Origin of the sequence: Micromonospora echinofusca, assembly GCF_900091445.1 — a bacterium.
GTDB lineage: Bacteria > Actinomycetota > Actinomycetes > Mycobacteriales > Micromonosporaceae > Micromonospora > Micromonospora echinofusca.
In genome coordinates, this window is sequence record NZ_LT607733.1 from 2530470 (window position 1) to 2545787 (window position 15318).

Below are 15318 nucleotides of genomic sequence, written 5' to 3' on the forward strand. Positions count from 1 at the left end.
GGAAAGAGGTTAACCATGCGACCCGAGATCCGCGCCTTCGTCGTCGAACAGCTCGAGGACATGAACTACGACGTCGAGGGCATCGACGACGACACCACGCTCGGCCCGTCCGGGGTGGACCTGGAGTCGCTGGCCCTCGCCGACCTCGCCGTACGCGTCGAGGACCGCTACGGCCTCAAGTTCGCCGACGACGAGTCCGAGAAGCTGGCCCTGATGACGGTCGGCGAGTTCACCACGATGGTCGCCGACCGGGTCGCCGGGGCGCCGAGCGACAACTCCTGATGGCCGGTCAGCCCGACCTGGGACGGGCCGACCTGGTGACCATGCTCGCCGACCTGTCCGGGAAACCGTCCGCCGAGGTCGGCGACCGGATCGGCTCCATGGAGCTGGCCTGGCTGGTGCACCTCGTCGAGCAGCGCCACGACCGGCGGCTCGACCTCACCGACGACCAGCTCGCCGCGATCCGCACCGTCGACGACGCCCTGGCGGTCTTCCGGACCGCCCTGACCGCCGCCGCCGATGGCTGAGCCGGCGGCCGTCCCGCTCACCGGCGTCCACGCGAGCAGCGCGTTCGGCAGGGGAACCGACGCGCAGCTCGCCAGCGTGCTCGCCGGCGACCCGGCGTTCCGGCCCGTGGACCGCTTCGACACCACGGCCCGCCGGGTCGACGCCGCCGCCACCCTGCCCGACGCCGGTGACCTCGCCGACGAACTCGCCGAGGCCGTGGACGCCGCCTGCCGGGCCGCCGGCCTCGACGCCGGCCGGCGGGGCGGCACCGCCCTGCTGCTGGCCGTACACGGCGGCGCGCACGTGCCGGCGCTCACCACCGCGCTGGCCGCCCGCAGCGGGCTCACCGGCCCGGCCCGGGCGTACACCACCGCCTGCGTCTCGGCCAGCAGCGCGGTCGCCGACGCCGCCGCCCTGATCCGGCGGGGCGACGTCGACCGCGCGGTGGTGGCCGCCGGCTACCTGGTCGAGCCCGACCAGTACGCGCTCTTCGACGCTGGTCGCGCCCTCGCCACCGACGGCGCGGTGCGCCCGTTCAGCGCCGGGCGCACCGGACTGCTGCTCGGCGACGGCGTCGCCGCGGTGGTGCTGGAGTCGCGGGCCGTCGCCCGGGACGCGGTCGCCGACCTGCTCGGCTGGGGCCGGGCCGGCGACGCGTTCCACCCCTGCCAGCCCGAGCCGGGCGGGCGCGGCCTGGCCCGCGCGGTCACCGCGGCGCTGCGCCGCGCCGGGCTGACGGCGGAGGCGATCGGGTACGTCAACGCCAACGCCACCGGCACCGGCCACAGCGACGCCGCCGAGGCCGCGGCCCTGCGCACCGCGCTCGGCGCGGCGGCCACACACGTCCCGGTCAGCTCCACCAAGGCGCTGCACGGGCACGCCCTGGAGGCCTCCGGCCTGCTGGAACTGGTGGTGACCGTGCTCGCCCTGCGGCACGGGAAACTGCCCGTCAACGCCGGCTGGCTGGGCCCCGACCCGGCCTGCCCGCTGGACGTGGTGCGCGACGCGCCCCGGCCCGCCACCACCGGGTACGCGCTGAGCCTCAACGCCGCCTTCGGCGGCGCCAACACGGCGCTGCTGGTCGGTACGGCATGAGCGCGACCGGCAACCTCACCGTGCTGGCCGAGGCGGCCTGGCCCGAGCCGGGCGACGGGGCGCCGCCGCCGGTGCCCGGGTACGTGCACTCCCGCTTCCCGCCCCTCGTCGCGGCCGTCGCCGAGCGCTGCCTGACCCGGGCGTACGGCCAGCGGCCGGCCCCCGACGGCGAGCGGACCGCCATCGTGCTGGTCAGCGCGGCCGGCGACCGGGCCAGCGCCGCCCACGTGCGCGCCACGGTCGCCGCCGGCGGCCGACCCGGGCCGCTGTTCTTCTTCCAGTCGGTGCCCAACAGCGTGGCCGGGCACGTGGCCGCCCGCTGGGGCCTCGGCGGGCCGGTGCTCTGCCTCGCCCCGGCCGGCGACCCGCGCGCCGAGGGCACCGCCGAGGTCGAACTGCTGCTGCACGACGGCGACGCCGACCGGGCGTTGCTGGTCCTGATCGAACAGGCGCCCGACGACGGCGTCCCGGGCGGGGCACCCGCAACCGGCGCCGTCGCGGTGCTGCTGGGGGGAGGAGACGCACCATGAGGAACAGGGGACTGCGCGGGGTGCTGGCCGCCGACGAGCGGATCGGCGCCGGCAACGTGCTGGCCCGGGTGCTGGCGCACGGCGCCGACCCGGCCGGGCCGGGCCTCACCTTCGACACCGACGTGGACGGCCACCCGGCCGGGCGGGCGCTCACGCTGGGCCAGCTAGACGAGCGCGTCGCCGCCCGCGCCGCCTGGCTGCACCAGCGGGGGATCAAGCCCCGCGACCCGGTGGCCGTGTGGGCCACCGCCGCCGCCGACATGGTGCTCAGCTTCCTCGCGCTGACCCGCCTCGGGGCCGTACCGGCGCTGATGAACGGCCGGCTGCGTCCCGAGATCGCCGCCGAGTACGTGCGCCGGCTGCGCGGCGTCGGGGTGCTCGCCGACGACGCGCACGGCGCCCTGCTGGCCGGCCACGACCTCGGCGTCCCGCTGCTCGGCACGCCCGCCGAGGCCGGCGACGGCGACCCCGCCGCCGCGCCCGGGCACTACCGGCACCACGCCGACGACCCGGTCGTCATCACCCACACCTCCGGCACCACGGGGGTGCCCAAGGCGGTGCTGCACTCGCACGCCAGCCTCTTCGCCGCCACCCGGCACCTGCTCGCCATGCCGCAGGCGCAGGGCACCCGCCGCATCCTCAACGCGCTGCCCGCCCCGCACACCGCCACGGTGCTCATGGTCAACCAGGCCCTCGGCAACTGCGCCGAGATGCTCCTGCTCTCCGACCAGGGCGGCGAGCGGGTGCTGCAGGCGATCCAGCGCTGGCGTCCCGACGGGGTGTTCGGGTTCTCCGTGACCTGGGCGGAGCTGGCCCGCTTCGACCTGTCCGCGTACGACCTGGACTCGGTGTCGCTGTGGTTCAACACCGGCGACTGCTCACACGAGCCGCACGTACGCCGGCTGGTGGCGGTCGGCTCCCGCGACGTGGTGACCCGCGACGGGGTCACCCGGGTGCCCGGCTCGGTCTTCATCGACGGGCTCGGCTCCAGCGAGATGGGGCACTCGATGTTCCACATCACCCACCGCGTCGACACCGACCGCTACGGTCGCTGCGTCGGCCGCCCCTACCGGTTCGCCCGGGTCGCCGTGCTCGACGCGGCAGGCGAGCCGGTGCCGGCCGGCGAGGTGGGCTGGCTCGGCATCGACTCACCGTCGCTGTTCCGGGGCTACTGGAACGACTCGGTCACCACGTACCGGTCCCGGCAACGCGGCTGGTACCTCACCGGCGACCTGGTGTACGCCGACGACGAGGGCCGCTACTACCACCTGGACCGGGCCGTCGACTCCGTCGACGCCGGGGACGGGCGGCGGTTCTACACCGCCCTGTCCGAGGAGCGCGTCCTCGCCGCCTGCCCGGACGTCACCGACTGCACGGTGGTGATCACCTCGGGGGCCGGCGGGGTGGTCACGGACGTGCTGTTGGAACTCGCCGCCGGCGCCGAGGCCGCCGAGGACCGCACCGAACGGGTCCGGGCGGCGCTCGGCCCGGACGTCGGGGCGAGCCTGCGCCGGGTGGTGCCGGTCCGCTCCGCGGACATCCCGGTCACCGTCACCGGCAAGGTGCGCAAGGTGGCGCTGCGGGAGCGCTACCTCACCGAGTCGCCGTCATGACCGCCGTCATCACCGGGATGGGGCTGTTCACCCCCGTCGGGCGGGGCGTCGAGGCCACCTTCGACGCGCTCTGCTCCGGGCGGTCCGGGCTGACCCGGCCGCCGGCCGGGCACCCGGCGGCCGGGTCGCTGGAGGTGGCCGGCCTGCTCCCCGACGTCGACCCGCGCACCGTCGCCTCCGGGCCGGAGACCAGGGTGCTGGACCGGGTCGTGGTGCTCGCCCTGCTCACCGCCGCCGACGCGTTCGCCGACGCCGGCATCGAGGTGGGTCAGAACGTGGACCCGGGCCGCGTCGGGGTGATCGTCGGCGGCGTCGGCGGGATGGCCACGCTGGAGTCGCAGGTGCTGGCCAGGGCCGAGCGCGGCCGGGCGGCGGTCAGCCCGTACCTGCTCACCGGCATCCTGCCGAACATGCCGTCGGCCCGCATCGCCATCCGCCACGGCATCCGCGGCTACACCTCGTCGGTCGGCACGGCCTGCGCCTCGGGCGCGCAGTCGATCGCCGACGCGCTGCGGCTGATCCGCGCCGGGGAGGCCGACGTGGTGCTCTGCGGGGCCAGCGAGGCGCCACTGTTCCCCACCTTCGCCGACACCTTCGGCAACGCCCGGGCGCTCGCCCGGGGCTGGGCCGACCCCACCGCGGCGAGCCGGCCGTTCGACGCCCGCCGCAACGGGTTCGTCCTCGCCGAGGGCGCCGCCCTGCTGGTGCTGGAGAGCGCCGAGCACGCCGCCGCCCGGGGCGCCACCGGCTACGCCGAGGTCGCCGGGTACGGGGCGACCACCGACGCGTACCACCCGACCGCCCCACGGCCCGACGGCGCCGGCGCGGCGGAGTGCATGCGGCGCGCGCTGGCCGGCGGCGGCGTGCCCGCCGCCCGGGTCGGCTACGTCAACGCGCACGGCACCGGCACGAAGCTCGGCGACATCGCCGAGACCACCGCGCTCGCCGACGTGTTCGGCGTCGGCGGCGTGCCGGTCAGCTCCACCAAGGCGCTCACCGGCCACCTGCTCGGCGCCTCCGGGGCACTGGAGGCGGCGGCCACCGCGCTGGCGCTCGGCCGCGGCCTGCTGCCGCCGACGCACAACCTCGACGAGCCGGACCCGGCCTGCCCGGCCGACCACATCCGCGCCGAGCCGCGCAAGACGGACACCGGATACGCGCTGACCAACTCCTTCGGCTTCGGCGGACAGAACGTGAGCCTGCTGCTCGCCCGGGCCGCGCAGCCGAGGGACTGACCACGCTCCATCCCGGGCGCACCGCGCCCGGGCGGCAACCACGGGGAACCGTGAAAGGGCTGAGGACATGGACATCCGTGGGATAGACCACATCGAACTCTTCGTGGGCGACGCCCGCCAGGCGGCCTTCTACTTCGACCGGGCGGTCGGCTTCCAGCTGTGCGGCCAGGGCGGCCCCGAGACCGGGCTGGCCGAGCAGCGCTCGCTGCTGCTGCGCCAGGGCGACGTCCGGATGCTGCTCACCACCGGGCTCACCGCCGAGCATCCGGCGTCGCGCTACGTGCGGCGCCACGGCGACGGCGTGGCCGTCGTCGCGCTGGAGGTCGACGACGCCGCCGGCGCGTACGCCGAGCTGGTGCGCCGGGGCGCGGCGGGGGTGACGGCGCCGACCACCCGCACCGGCGCGGACGCCGAGGTGGTGACCGCCGAGGTGGGCGGCTTCGGCGACGTGCTGCACCGCCTCGTGTCCCGGCGCGGCGACCCGGGCGAGTTCCTGCCCGGGGCGATCGAGATGACGCCCGTCGACGGCGGCGGAAAGCTGCTCGCCGAGGTCGACCACCTGGCGGTCTGCGTGCCGCCCGGCCAGCTCGACGAGACCGTCGGGTACTACCGGGACGTCTTCGGGTTCGCGGAGATCTTCGTCGAGCACGTGGAGGTCGCCGGGCAGGCGATGAACTCCACGGTGGTGCAGAGCCCGTCGGGTCGGGTGACCCTGGTGCTGCTGGAGCCCGACCGCAGCCGCGGGCCCGGGCAGCTCGACGCCTTCCTCGACCAGCACGTCGGCGCCGGGGTGCAGCACCTGGGGCTGCGCACCGACGACATCGTCACCGCCGTCGCCGCCCTCGCCGAGCGGGGCGTGCGCTTCGCCGGCACCCCGGCCAGCTACTACGACGCCTTGGAGGCGCGCGTCGGCCCGGTGGACGCGCCGCTGGACCGGCTGCGTGACCTCGGCGTCCTCGTCGACCGCGACCACGGCGGGCAGCTGCTGCAGATCTTCACCGAGTCCCTGCACGTGCGCCGCACGCTCTTCCTGGAGCTGATCGAACGGCGCGGGGCGCGGACCTTCGGCAGCGGCAACATCAAGGCGCTCTACGAGGCCAAGGAACGGGAACTGGCCGCGGCGGGAACCACCGTCGCGGCCCCGACACCGCAGGAGGTGCGGGCGTGACCGCGACCGAGTTCGAGCCGGTACTGACCGCCGAGGAGGAGGCGCTGCTGCCCTCCGACGAGGACGTGGCGTTCTACGCCGCGCACGGCTGGTACCTGTCGAAGAAGCTGCTCACCGACGACGAGGTGGACGCCCTCGCCGCGGCCGCCGACCGCTACTACGCCGGCGAGCGGCACCGGCGCCTGCCGGTACGCCCACCGAAGCTCGCCTACTGGGACCCGTCGAAGGGCCCGGTGCAGCGGCACAACGACTACGTCCACCACGAGCACGACGGGCTCGGGGCGATCCTGCGCAAGCCGCTGATCGGGGCGGTCGCCGCCCGGCTCGCCCGGGCCACCGAGATCCGCGTCTTCCAGTCCACGCTGATCTACAAGCCGCCGGTCTCGGGTGAGCCGTCCAACATCGTGCCCTGGCACTTCGACAAGCACTACTGGGCGTCCTCGTCGTCGGAGGACATGCTCACCGCGTTCATCCCGTTGCACGACTGCGGCGAGGAGATGGGCACCATCACGATGGTCGACGGCTCGCACCGCTGGGAGGAGACCGGCGCCGACGACACGGTGGTGCGCCACTTCGCCGACCGCGACCGTGACCAGCTGGAGGAGATGCTCGCCGAGAACGCGGCCCACAACGGCGCGGCCATCCGCAAGGTGCCGATGGTGATCCCCAAGGGGCACATGAGCTTCCACCACTGCCGCACCTACCACGGCAGCGGCGCCAACGTCAGCGGTCGCCCGCGCCGGGCGATCTCGCTGCACCTTCAGGACGGCGACAACGCCTGGCGGGAGTACTCCCTCTCCGACGGCACCCTCGCCGCGTACAACCACGACGTGCTGGTCCGCCGCACCCACGACGGGCGGCCGGACTACGCGGACCCCGAGTACTGCCCGGTCATCTGGCGCCACCGCGCCCCGCAGGGAGGCTGACATGTCACGGTACGACTGGGGAAGGACCCACCCGGGGATCGAGCGGCTGGAGAAGGCGGTGGGTGAACGCCGCGAGGCGGTCGTGCGGCACCCCCTCTACGCCGCCCTCGACACCCACGAGGCGCTGGTCACCTTCATGGAGCACCACGTCTTCGCCGTCTGGGACTTCATGTCCCTGCTGAAGTCGTTGCAGCGGCAGCTCACCTGCGTCACGGTGCCGTGGATCCCGACCGGCCCGACGGGCAGCCGCCGGCTGATCAACGACATCGTGATGGTGGAGGAGAGCGACGAGCTGGGCGACGGGTACATCAGCCACTTCGAGCTGTACGTGCGGGGCATGCGGGAGGCCGGCGCCGACACCACCGCCGTCGACCGGCTGGTCGAGCTGCTGCGATCGGGCGGGCCGGTGGCCGGGTCGCTGGTCGCGGCGGGCGTACCCGCGCCGTCGGCGGCTTTCGCCGGCACCACCTGGCGGATCATCGAGACCACCCCGGTGCACTGCCAGGCCGCCGCGTTCGCCTTCGGCCGCGAGGACCTGATCCCCGACATGTTCACCCAGGTCGTGGCCGTCAACGAGCGCAGCCGGCGGCTGCACACGTTCGTCGACTACCTGGAGCGGCACATCGAGGTCGACGGCGAGCAGCACACCCCGATGGCGATGCAGATGCTCGCCGACCTGTGCGGCGACGACGACGCCAGGTGGCAGGAGTGCGCGGACACCGTCAACACCGCGCTCGCCGCCCGCGCCCGGCTCTGGGACGACATCCTCGCCGCCGTCAAGGAGGGGCGCGACCGGTGACGGGCGCCGACCCGGTCCGGCTCTACCGGACGGTCCGCCTGATCCGCCGGTTCGAGGAGCGGGCCATCGAGCTGGTCCGCTCCGGGCACGTCGTCGGCGGCATCCACCCGTACCTCGGGCAGGAGGGGATCGCCGCCGGGGTGTGCGCCGCCCTGGGCGTCGAGGACGTGGTCGCCGGCACCCACCGCGGGCACGGGCACGTGCTCGCCAAGGGCGCCGACCCGGCCCGGATGCTCGCCGAGCTGTGCGGCCGGGTCACCGGCCTCAACGCCGGCCGGGGCGGCTCCATGCACGCCGCCGACTTCGGCGTCGGCGTGCTCGGCGCGAACGCCATCGTCGGCGCGTCCGGGGCGATCGTCACGGGCGCGGTGTGGGCGCGGCGCCGGCGCGGCGACGACACCGTCGGGGTGAGCTTCTTCGGCGACGGCGCGGTCAACGAGGGGATGCTGCTGGAGGCGTTCAACCTGGCGTCGCTGTGGCGGGTGCCGGTGCTGTTCGTCTGCGAGAACAACGGCTACGCCACCACCATGCCCGTCGCGGGCGCGGTCGCCGGCAGCATCCCCGGCCGCGCCGCCGCCTTCGGCATCCCGGCCGCCGTCGTCGACGGCCAGGACCCCGAGGCGGTACGCGCCGCCGCCACCGCCGCCGTCGACCGGATGCGCGCCGGCGGTGGCCCCGAGCTGATCGAGGCGCTGACCTACCGCTTCGACGCCCACCACACCTTCGAGCACGCGGTACGCCTCGACTACCGCCCGCCCGACGAGGTGGCCCGGGGCCGCTCCCGCGACCCGGTGGACATCCAGGGCGCCCGGCTGCCCGCCGCCGTACGCGCCGACGTCGACGCCGACGTGGAGGCGGTGTTGGCGCGGGCCGTGGAGTTCGCGCTCGCCGGCGCCGAGCCGGACCCGGCCGACGCCCTCGCGTACCTGTACGCCAGCGGCCTGACCGCGCGCACCGGAGGTGGGTAGATGCCCCGACTGTCCTACCGCAGGGCGCTCACCCGGGCCCTGGCCGACGAGCTGGCCCGCGACGAGTCGGTGTTTCTGCTCGGCGAGGACATCCGGGTGGCCGCCTCGGCCGTCACGGCCGGGCTGTTCTCCCGGTTCGGTCCGCAGCGGGTACGCGACACCCCGCTGTCGGAGCAGGCGTTCACGAGTTTCGCCACGGGCGCGGCCCTGGCCGGGATGCGGCCCGTGGTCGAGTTCCAGATCCCGTCGCTGCTGTTCCTGGTGTTCGAGCAGATCGTCAACCACGCGCACAAGTTCCCGCTGATGAGCGGGGGCCAGTGCGCGGTTCCCGTCACCTACCTGGTGCCCGGCTCCGGCTCCCGTACGGGCTGGGCGGGGCAGCACTCCGACCACCCGTACAGCCTCTTCGCCCACGTCGGGGTGACCACGGTCGTGCCGGCCACGCCGGCCGACGCGTACGGCCTGCTGGTGTCGGCGGTGCGGTGCGACGACCCGGTGGTGGTCTTCGCCCCCGCCGGGGCGATGGACGTGCGCGCCGACGTGGACCTCGCCGCGCTGGCCCCGGTGCCGCTGGGCCGGGCCCGGGTGCACCGGCGCGGCGACGACGTGACCGTGGTCGCGGTCGGGCACCTGGTGCACGACGCCCTCGCCGTCGCCGAGGAGTTGGCCGACCAGGTGTCGGTGGAGGTGTTCGACCCGCGCACGCTGTACCCGTTCGACTGGGACGCGCTCGCCGATTCGGTGGCGCGCACCGGGCGGCTGGTGGTGGTGGACGACGCCAACCGCTCCTGCGGCATGGCCGCCGAGATCATCGCGACCGTGGTCGAACGGGTGCGGCTGGTCGCCCCGCCGCGCCGCGTCACCCGCCCCGACGGCGCGGTGCTGCCGTTCGCCCCGGCGCTGGACCGGGCCGTGCAGCCCGGCCGCGAGCAGCTGCGGGCCGCCATCGGGCACGTCATGAAGGAGGGATGAATGGAGCACGCCGACTACCGCTGGCCCTCCGCCGCGCGCGCGTGGCTCGACCTGCCCGCGCCGGTGCGCGCCGACATGGTGGCCGCCGGGGCGGGGGCGTGGCGCGAGGTCTTCGACGGCCGGGCCACGTACAACGAGCAGTGGCGCCTGGCCCGGCCGCCGGTGATGGACGAGACGTCGCTGGGGGTGCTCAACGCCGTCTCCGACCGGCTCGCCCAGCTCATCTTCGAGGCGTGCCGGCGGCGGGCCGCCACGGCGGGGGAGCTGCGCCGGCTGCTGAGCGTGCCCGACGGCGAGACCCGGCTGCTCGACGACGACGAGCCGCTGACCGAGGCGCTGCTGGCCGCGTTCCGCCCCGACGTGCTGCTCTGCGACGGGGTGCCGCGCTTCGTCGAGTACAACATCGACAGCAGCCTCGGCGGGGCGTTCGACGCGGACACCACGGTGCGCCGCTTCGTCGACGTCTACCGGCGGCGCGGCCTCACCGACCGGGTCCGGTTGTCGGCGGCGCCCTCGGCGGTGGACCGGCGGTTCGCCGCGATCCGCGCCGGCCTCGGCCTGCCCGAGGGCGCCCGGGTCGCCATGCTGATCGACTTCGACGCCGAGTACCCGGGGCTCGACGACCCGCAGCGCTTCATCCGGCTGCTGTCGCCGGTGGTCGAGCGGGCCGCCGGGTGCGGCATGGACCTGGTCGTCGCGCCGGTCTCCCAGGTGAGCCTCGACGACCGGAAGCGGCTGATCGCCGGCGGCGCCCCGGTCGACGGGGTGTTCCGGCTGTTCGTGCCCAACCGGGTCACCCCGAGCGCCGGAATGGACGCCCTGGCGGCGGCGCTGGCGGCGGGCACGGTGCCGATGTGGGTGTCGGCGGCGGCCTGGCTGGTCGCCAACAAGCGCGCCTTCGCCTGGCTGTGGGAGGACGCCGACACTCTGCCGGCGGCGGACCGCGACCTGGTGCGGCGGTACGTGCCGCGTACCTGGTCGCTGACGGCGCAACTGCTCGACCGGGCGGTGGCCGGCCAGGCCGACCTGGTGGCGAAGCCCGCCGACGGCTCCGCCGGGGTGGACGTGCTGATCGGCCGGGAGACCGACGCCGACGCGTGGCGCGACGGCCTCACCCGCGCCGTCGGGCGGGGCGGCTTCATCCTCCAGGAGTACGTGAAGGCCGACGACGTCCCGCTGGACTTCGTGCACATCGGCACCGGCGAGACGGTGGCCGCGGAGGTGCCGTACAGCATCGCCCCGTACCTGTTCGGCCGCCGGGCGGCGGGCGCCTGCATCCGTACGGGCTTCCCTGGCTGCGACGGGGTGCTCAACCTGGCCCGCGGCGTCCTCCTCTCCGGCCTCCTGGTGGTCGACTGAGCTGATGGGTGGCGGGACGGCCGGCGCCAGCCGTCCCGCCGGAAAAGCGTTTCCCCGCAAGGCACGGCCGGGGCAGGATCGCCGGGTGGACGGAGCGCGGGCGGGGCTGACGGTCGACGAGTTGCGGCCGGTGGCGTGGGCGGCGTTCGGGCGCGGGCGGACGCTGCTCTCGGTCGAGCGGCTGACCGGCGGCACGAAGAAGGGCGTCTACCGGCTGACGCTCGACGACGGGTCCACCGGCATCGCCTACGTGTGGCATCCCACGGAGGACTACTGGCCGGCGCAGGCGGCCCTGGAACCCGACGACCCGTTCGGGCATGCCACCGGGGAGGGGCTGTTCGAGGCGGCGCACCGCGAGTTCACCGCCGCCGGGGTGCGGATGCCCCGGCTGCTGCTCACCCCCACCGCGGGCCTGCTGCCCGGCGAGGTGGCGGTGGTGCAGGACGTCCGGGGCGGCACTCTGCAAGACCTGCGCCGGCGCGACCCGCGACGGGCCGAGGTGGTGCTGGCCCGGCTCGGCGACGCCGTCCGGAGCATGCACGCCCGCCGTCGCGACCGGTACGGCCGCCCGGGCCTCGACGGGCCGACGCCCGGGCGGCCGGTGGAGCGGATCATCCTCGACCGGGCGCTGCGGGACCTGACCGAGGCCGCCGCCCGGGTGGAGCGGATCGCCGCCGTGCGGGACCGGCTCGCCGACGCCCTGGCCGAGCGGTGCGCCGCCGTGGCGCCCCGCTCCCGGTACGGCCTGATCCATGGCGAACTCGGCCCGGACCACGTGCTCGTCGACGAGCGGGACCGCCCGGTGCTCGTGGACATCGAGGGCGCGGTGTTCCTCGACGTGGAGTGGGAGCACGCCTTCCTCGAACTGCGCTTCGGCGACGCCTATCCGGCGCTGGCCGTGGACGGTCTCGACGGGAACCGGTTGCGCCTCTACCGGCTCGCGACGTACCTGTCCCTGGTGGCGGGTCCGCTGCGCCTGCTCGACGGTGACTTCCCGGACCGGGCCGGCATGCTCGCCATCGTCGAGCACAACATCACCCGGACGTTGGACCAGCTCGCCTGAGCCGTCGGTAGCGACCCGGCAGCTCAAGCTGCGCGAGCTGGGTCTCGTGCCGGACGGGACCTTCGAGGACATTGCGCGGAGCACGGTCAGCCTCGCGACGGACGGCTTCTTCGAGCGGGTCGCCAGCGGTCGGATCAGCGTCCACCGCGATCGTCAGATCAGCGAACTCCTGGTCGATGAGGGGCGGCCGGTCGCCCGGCTCGACGACGGTACGGTGCTCCCCGTCGACCTGGTCATCTGCGGTACCGGCTTCCGGCAGCACGTGCCCTTCTTCGACGCCGCCCTGCACGCCCGGCTCGAGGACGCCGCCGGCAACTTCATGCTCCACCGCCAGATCCTGCCGGTCGACGTCCCGCGCCTGACCTTCTCCGGCTACAACTCCTCGTTCTTCAGCCCGCTCGGTGCCGAGATGGCAGCGGTCTGGACGGCTGCGTACCTGCGTGGAGGGATCCCGCTGCCGTCCAGGGAGCGGATGCGGGAGCAACTGCGGACGCGACTGGCCTGGATGGCGGCGCGGACCAACGGGCAGCATGCCCGTGGTACGAGCATCATCCCGTTCTCGATGCACAACATCGACGACGTGCTCGACGATCTCGGGCTCAACCTCGGCCCGTTGGCCCGCGCTCGCCAGTGGCTGCTGCCCGTCGACCCGCGCGCCTACCGCAGGGTCACCCCCCGCATGATCCGGCGCACCGCTGCGACGGCGGTCAGGGAGTCAGCCAGCGAGCCCGTCTGACACGCCGGGCTGTGGTGGGCGGGGTCAGCTCGGGCGGAGGCTCGCCAGGTGGGCGCCGAGGCGGCGGACCGTCTCGGCGGCGGCGACCGCGTCGCTGCGGGCGCTGCCGTGTCGGCCGTCGCCGCTGTACATCGACGCCTCGGCGACGAGCGGGTGGTCGGTGAGTCGCACGTGTAGGGTGCCGAGCCGCTCCGCGAGGTCCCCGGTGTGCGCGGAGAGCCGCCGCATCCGCTCGCCGAGGCCGGCCCGGTGCCGCTGCGGCACGGCCGGGCTGTGCGAGACGTCGAACAGGCCGACGGTGATCACGTCCGCGCCGGCGGCCCGCAGCGCCTCGACCATCGCGGCCAGTTCCGCGTCGACGGCGTCGGCGTCGTAGGCGCGGCTGAAGGCGTCGTTGCCGCCGCAGACCACCAGCGCCAGGTCGGGGCGGAACGCCAGCGCCGGGGCGAGCTGGATGGCGCGCACCTCGTGCGCCCGCAGCCCCCGCAGGCCCAGGTTGAGGTACGCCAGCTCCGGCCGGCCGGCCCGCAGTTCGGCGGCGATCCGGTCGGCCCACTGCACGTCGGGATAGCCGTCGACGGGCTCGCAGAGCCCTTCGGCCACGCTGTCGCCCAGCACCGCGAAACGTCGCCACGGGTGGCCGCGCAGCAGCGCCGCGCTCTCCCCGTCGCGTAGGCACCACGGATCCGTCGCTTCGGTCAACGTCGATGGCATGCCGGCACGCTAGCCGACGTCAGGGAACCGCAAAAGGGCCTGCCGTCCGGGCTCCTCGCGGCGGCGTCCCCGATGACGACCGCGATCGGAACGAGGCCGGCCCGGCGGAGGAATGCGTCTCCGACCAGACCGCCCCACTGCTCGGTAGTGGCGGAGGGATCATCCGGTAGCGCTCGTGCCGGCTGCGGGAACGGCACCCGGACCGGCAGTTCGCCCTTTGGACGCGAGCTTTACCTGGAAGGCGTCATCCCTGGACACCAGCTCGACGACGAACCGGGGAAGCTCCCGGGTCGCGTAGACGTCGCGGGAGTAGTCCTGCTCCGTCAGCCAGGTCGACAACGTCGACTTCTCCCCGTCACGAAGGGCGGGCGCGAGGCAGGAGTCCACCACCGCGCGGACAAGCCGCTGGTCCCGGACGAGGCGCTGGTCTCGGGTGAGGCAGAAGAGCGTGGCGAGTTCGGTGCCGTCGCCGGCCGGACTCCTCAGGGCCACGAACCGGGTGCGGTAGCCGGTCCCCGGCAGTGCCGCCGTCGTGTCGTACCCCCTGGTGGAGGGTTGCGGCGGTGTCTTCCACAGCTTCGCCCAGTCGGCGGCGACGGCGTCGACAGTCGTGCCGGGGATGGGCGGCAGCGGCGTGCCGGACTGTTGCGTGGCTTCCTGGGGCGTGCTCGGACGCTCCACGTTCGGCGTGTCCGCAGTCCGCACGGTGCCGGCCTCCGGTCCGCGCACGGTCGGCTCCTCTCCCACGGCGCTGAACCACCAGGCGCCGCCGAGGGCGAGCACAGCGACCGCCGCCACGATCCGCACGGCGAGCCGTCCGCGTCCGGCCCACCGCGAACGCGGCGGGCGTGGTTCGGCCTCAACGCCGACCTGGCCCTTCATATGTGTCCCCCGTCGTCGTACGCCACGGCGCACGACGCCGCGGCGGGGCGAGGCTAACAGTGCGCAGTCGCAGAATCAACGTTGCGTCATCAATACGGACATGTAAACATACCGATGCCTTATCACTGATCATCATACGGGGGAAACGTGAGGGCCAGCCGTGCCGTCCTGTCCATTTTGTCTTCTATTCTCATCGGACTGTCAATCGTCGTCCCGGCCGCACCCGCAGCCGCCGCCAGCTGTGCCGGCGCAGGTTGCAACGGCAAGATGGCCGCCGCGCAGGGTTGCACAGCCGACGCCTTCGTCATCGTGGGGTTCACCCTCAACGATCCCGATGTGTCCGCGCAGCCGCACGGCGACCTCTGGTACAGCCCGACCTGCCGGGCGATGTGGGCAGATTTCAACGTCCCTGAGGCGTCCACGCTGATCTCCGCTCAGCTCTGGACGCAGCCGGAGTACGGCGGAATGAACCAGTTGGCCGCCAGTTCCAATCTGTCTGAGGGGAACTGGACCAGCTCGATGGTCGACTGGCAGCAGTCAGTCAAGTTCTGCGGCAGCCACAAGGGAACCGATCCCGACATGGATCTGCCTTCCGGAGGCTACAACGCGTGCACCGCATGGCGCTGACCCAGCGGTCGCCGTCGCCGATCAAGTTGCAGACCGAGATCAACGGGGGAAGTGTGAGTCCGAGCAAGAAGAAGTGGCGAAGCTGGATCGCGAGCGTCGCCGTCCTGTCGGCCGTCGGCGCACA

17 protein-coding genes are annotated in these 15318 nt (G+C 74.3%); 15 read left to right on the top strand and 2 right to left on the bottom strand.

The genetic code is table 11. The features are described from left to right. Positions 1–15: 15 nt before the first annotated feature. The 14 genes from GA0070610_RS11200 to GA0070610_RS11265 all read left to right on the top strand — a co-directional run bounded on the left by GA0070610_RS11200 (position 16) and on the right by GA0070610_RS11265 (position 12971). Positions 16–282 (top strand): acyl carrier protein, encoded by a 267-nt coding sequence (locus GA0070610_RS11200; protein WP_088999969.1) that lies wholly within the window; start codon positions 16–18, stop codon positions 280–282. Beyond that, on the top strand, positions 282–527 hold the full coding sequence (locus tag GA0070610_RS11205; RefSeq protein ID WP_088999970.1) for a hypothetical protein: 246 nt from the start codon (positions 282–284) through the stop codon (positions 525–527). Before GA0070610_RS11200 ends, GA0070610_RS11205 begins: the two co-directional genes overlap by 1 nt. Continuing rightward, positions 520–1602, top strand: a complete 1083-nt coding sequence (locus GA0070610_RS11210) for a beta-ketoacyl-[acyl-carrier-protein] synthase family protein (protein WP_088999971.1) — start codon at positions 520–522, stop codon at positions 1600–1602. Before GA0070610_RS11205 ends, GA0070610_RS11210 begins: the two co-directional genes overlap by 8 nt. Then, positions 1599–2132, top strand: coding sequence for a beta-ketoacyl synthase chain length factor (locus GA0070610_RS11215; RefSeq protein WP_088999972.1), 534 nt, complete (start codon positions 1599–1601; stop codon positions 2130–2132). Before GA0070610_RS11210 ends, GA0070610_RS11215 begins: the two co-directional genes overlap by 4 nt. Next, positions 2129–3745 carry a class I adenylate-forming enzyme family protein gene (locus GA0070610_RS11220; RefSeq protein WP_088999973.1) on the top strand — a complete coding sequence of 539 codons (1617 nt, stop codon included), beginning with the start codon at positions 2129–2131 and terminating at the stop codon, positions 3743–3745. The genes GA0070610_RS11215 and GA0070610_RS11220 overlap by 4 nt, the downstream gene beginning before the upstream one ends. Further along, on the top strand, positions 3742–4980 hold the full coding sequence (locus tag GA0070610_RS11225; RefSeq protein WP_088999974.1) for a beta-ketoacyl-[acyl-carrier-protein] synthase family protein: 1239 nt from the start codon (positions 3742–3744) through the stop codon (positions 4978–4980). The genes GA0070610_RS11220 and GA0070610_RS11225 overlap by 4 nt, the downstream gene beginning before the upstream one ends. Positions 4981–5047: 67 nt before the next feature. Further along, positions 5048–6148, top strand: coding sequence for a 4-hydroxyphenylpyruvate dioxygenase (gene hppD, locus GA0070610_RS11230; RefSeq protein WP_088999975.1), 1101 nt, complete (start codon positions 5048–5050; stop codon positions 6146–6148). Continuing rightward, positions 6145–7074, top strand: a complete 930-nt coding sequence (locus GA0070610_RS11235) for a phytanoyl-CoA dioxygenase family protein (RefSeq protein ID WP_088999976.1) — start codon at positions 6145–6147, stop codon at positions 7072–7074. The genes hppD and GA0070610_RS11235 overlap by 4 nt, the downstream gene beginning before the upstream one ends. A gap of 1 nt (position 7075) precedes the next feature. Further along, positions 7076–7873, top strand: coding sequence for a DUF3050 domain-containing protein (locus GA0070610_RS11240; protein ID WP_088999977.1), 798 nt, complete (start codon positions 7076–7078; stop codon positions 7871–7873). Next, positions 7870–8841: a thiamine pyrophosphate-dependent dehydrogenase E1 component subunit alpha gene (locus GA0070610_RS11245; RefSeq protein ID WP_088999978.1), complete on the top strand. Its 972-nt coding sequence runs from the start codon at positions 7870–7872 to the stop codon at positions 8839–8841. The genes GA0070610_RS11240 and GA0070610_RS11245 overlap by 4 nt, the downstream gene beginning before the upstream one ends. Beyond that, complete coding sequence (locus GA0070610_RS11250; RefSeq protein WP_088999979.1) at positions 8842–9813, top strand: alpha-ketoacid dehydrogenase subunit beta; 972 nt, start codon at positions 8842–8844, stop codon at positions 9811–9813. Continuing rightward, complete coding sequence (locus GA0070610_RS11255) at positions 9814–11172, top strand: ATP-grasp domain-containing protein (protein ID WP_088999980.1); 1359 nt, start codon at positions 9814–9816, stop codon at positions 11170–11172. An 85-nt stretch (positions 11173–11257) separates the two neighbouring features. Next, positions 11258–12235 carry a phosphotransferase family protein gene (locus GA0070610_RS11260; protein WP_231926064.1) on the top strand — a complete coding sequence of 326 codons (978 nt, stop codon included), beginning with the start codon at positions 11258–11260 and terminating at the stop codon, positions 12233–12235. 46 nt (positions 12236–12281) lie between these two features. Then, positions 12282–12971 (top strand): NAD(P)/FAD-dependent oxidoreductase, encoded by a 690-nt coding sequence (locus GA0070610_RS11265; RefSeq protein ID WP_088999982.1) that lies wholly within the window; start codon positions 12282–12284, stop codon positions 12969–12971. 24 nt (positions 12972–12995) lie between these two features. Here GA0070610_RS11265 and GA0070610_RS11270 read toward each other — a convergent pair whose 3' ends face one another. Both GA0070610_RS11270 and GA0070610_RS11275 read right to left on the bottom strand, forming a co-directional pair. Next, positions 12996–13685, bottom strand: a complete 690-nt coding sequence (locus GA0070610_RS11270) for an SGNH/GDSL hydrolase family protein (RefSeq protein ID WP_088999983.1) — start codon at positions 13683–13685, stop codon at positions 12996–12998. Between the two features lie 159 nt (positions 13686–13844). Beyond that, positions 13845–14483 (bottom strand): hypothetical protein, encoded by a 639-nt coding sequence (locus tag GA0070610_RS11275; RefSeq protein ID WP_157747120.1) that lies wholly within the window; start codon positions 14481–14483, stop codon positions 13845–13847. A gap of 231 nt (positions 14484–14714) precedes the next feature. On the opposite strand from GA0070610_RS11275, the gene GA0070610_RS11280 reads away from it, so the two are divergent. Continuing rightward, positions 14715–15194: a hypothetical protein gene (locus GA0070610_RS11280; RefSeq protein ID WP_157747121.1), complete on the top strand. Its 480-nt coding sequence runs from the start codon at positions 14715–14717 to the stop codon at positions 15192–15194. Positions 15195–15318: the final 124 nt, after the last annotated feature.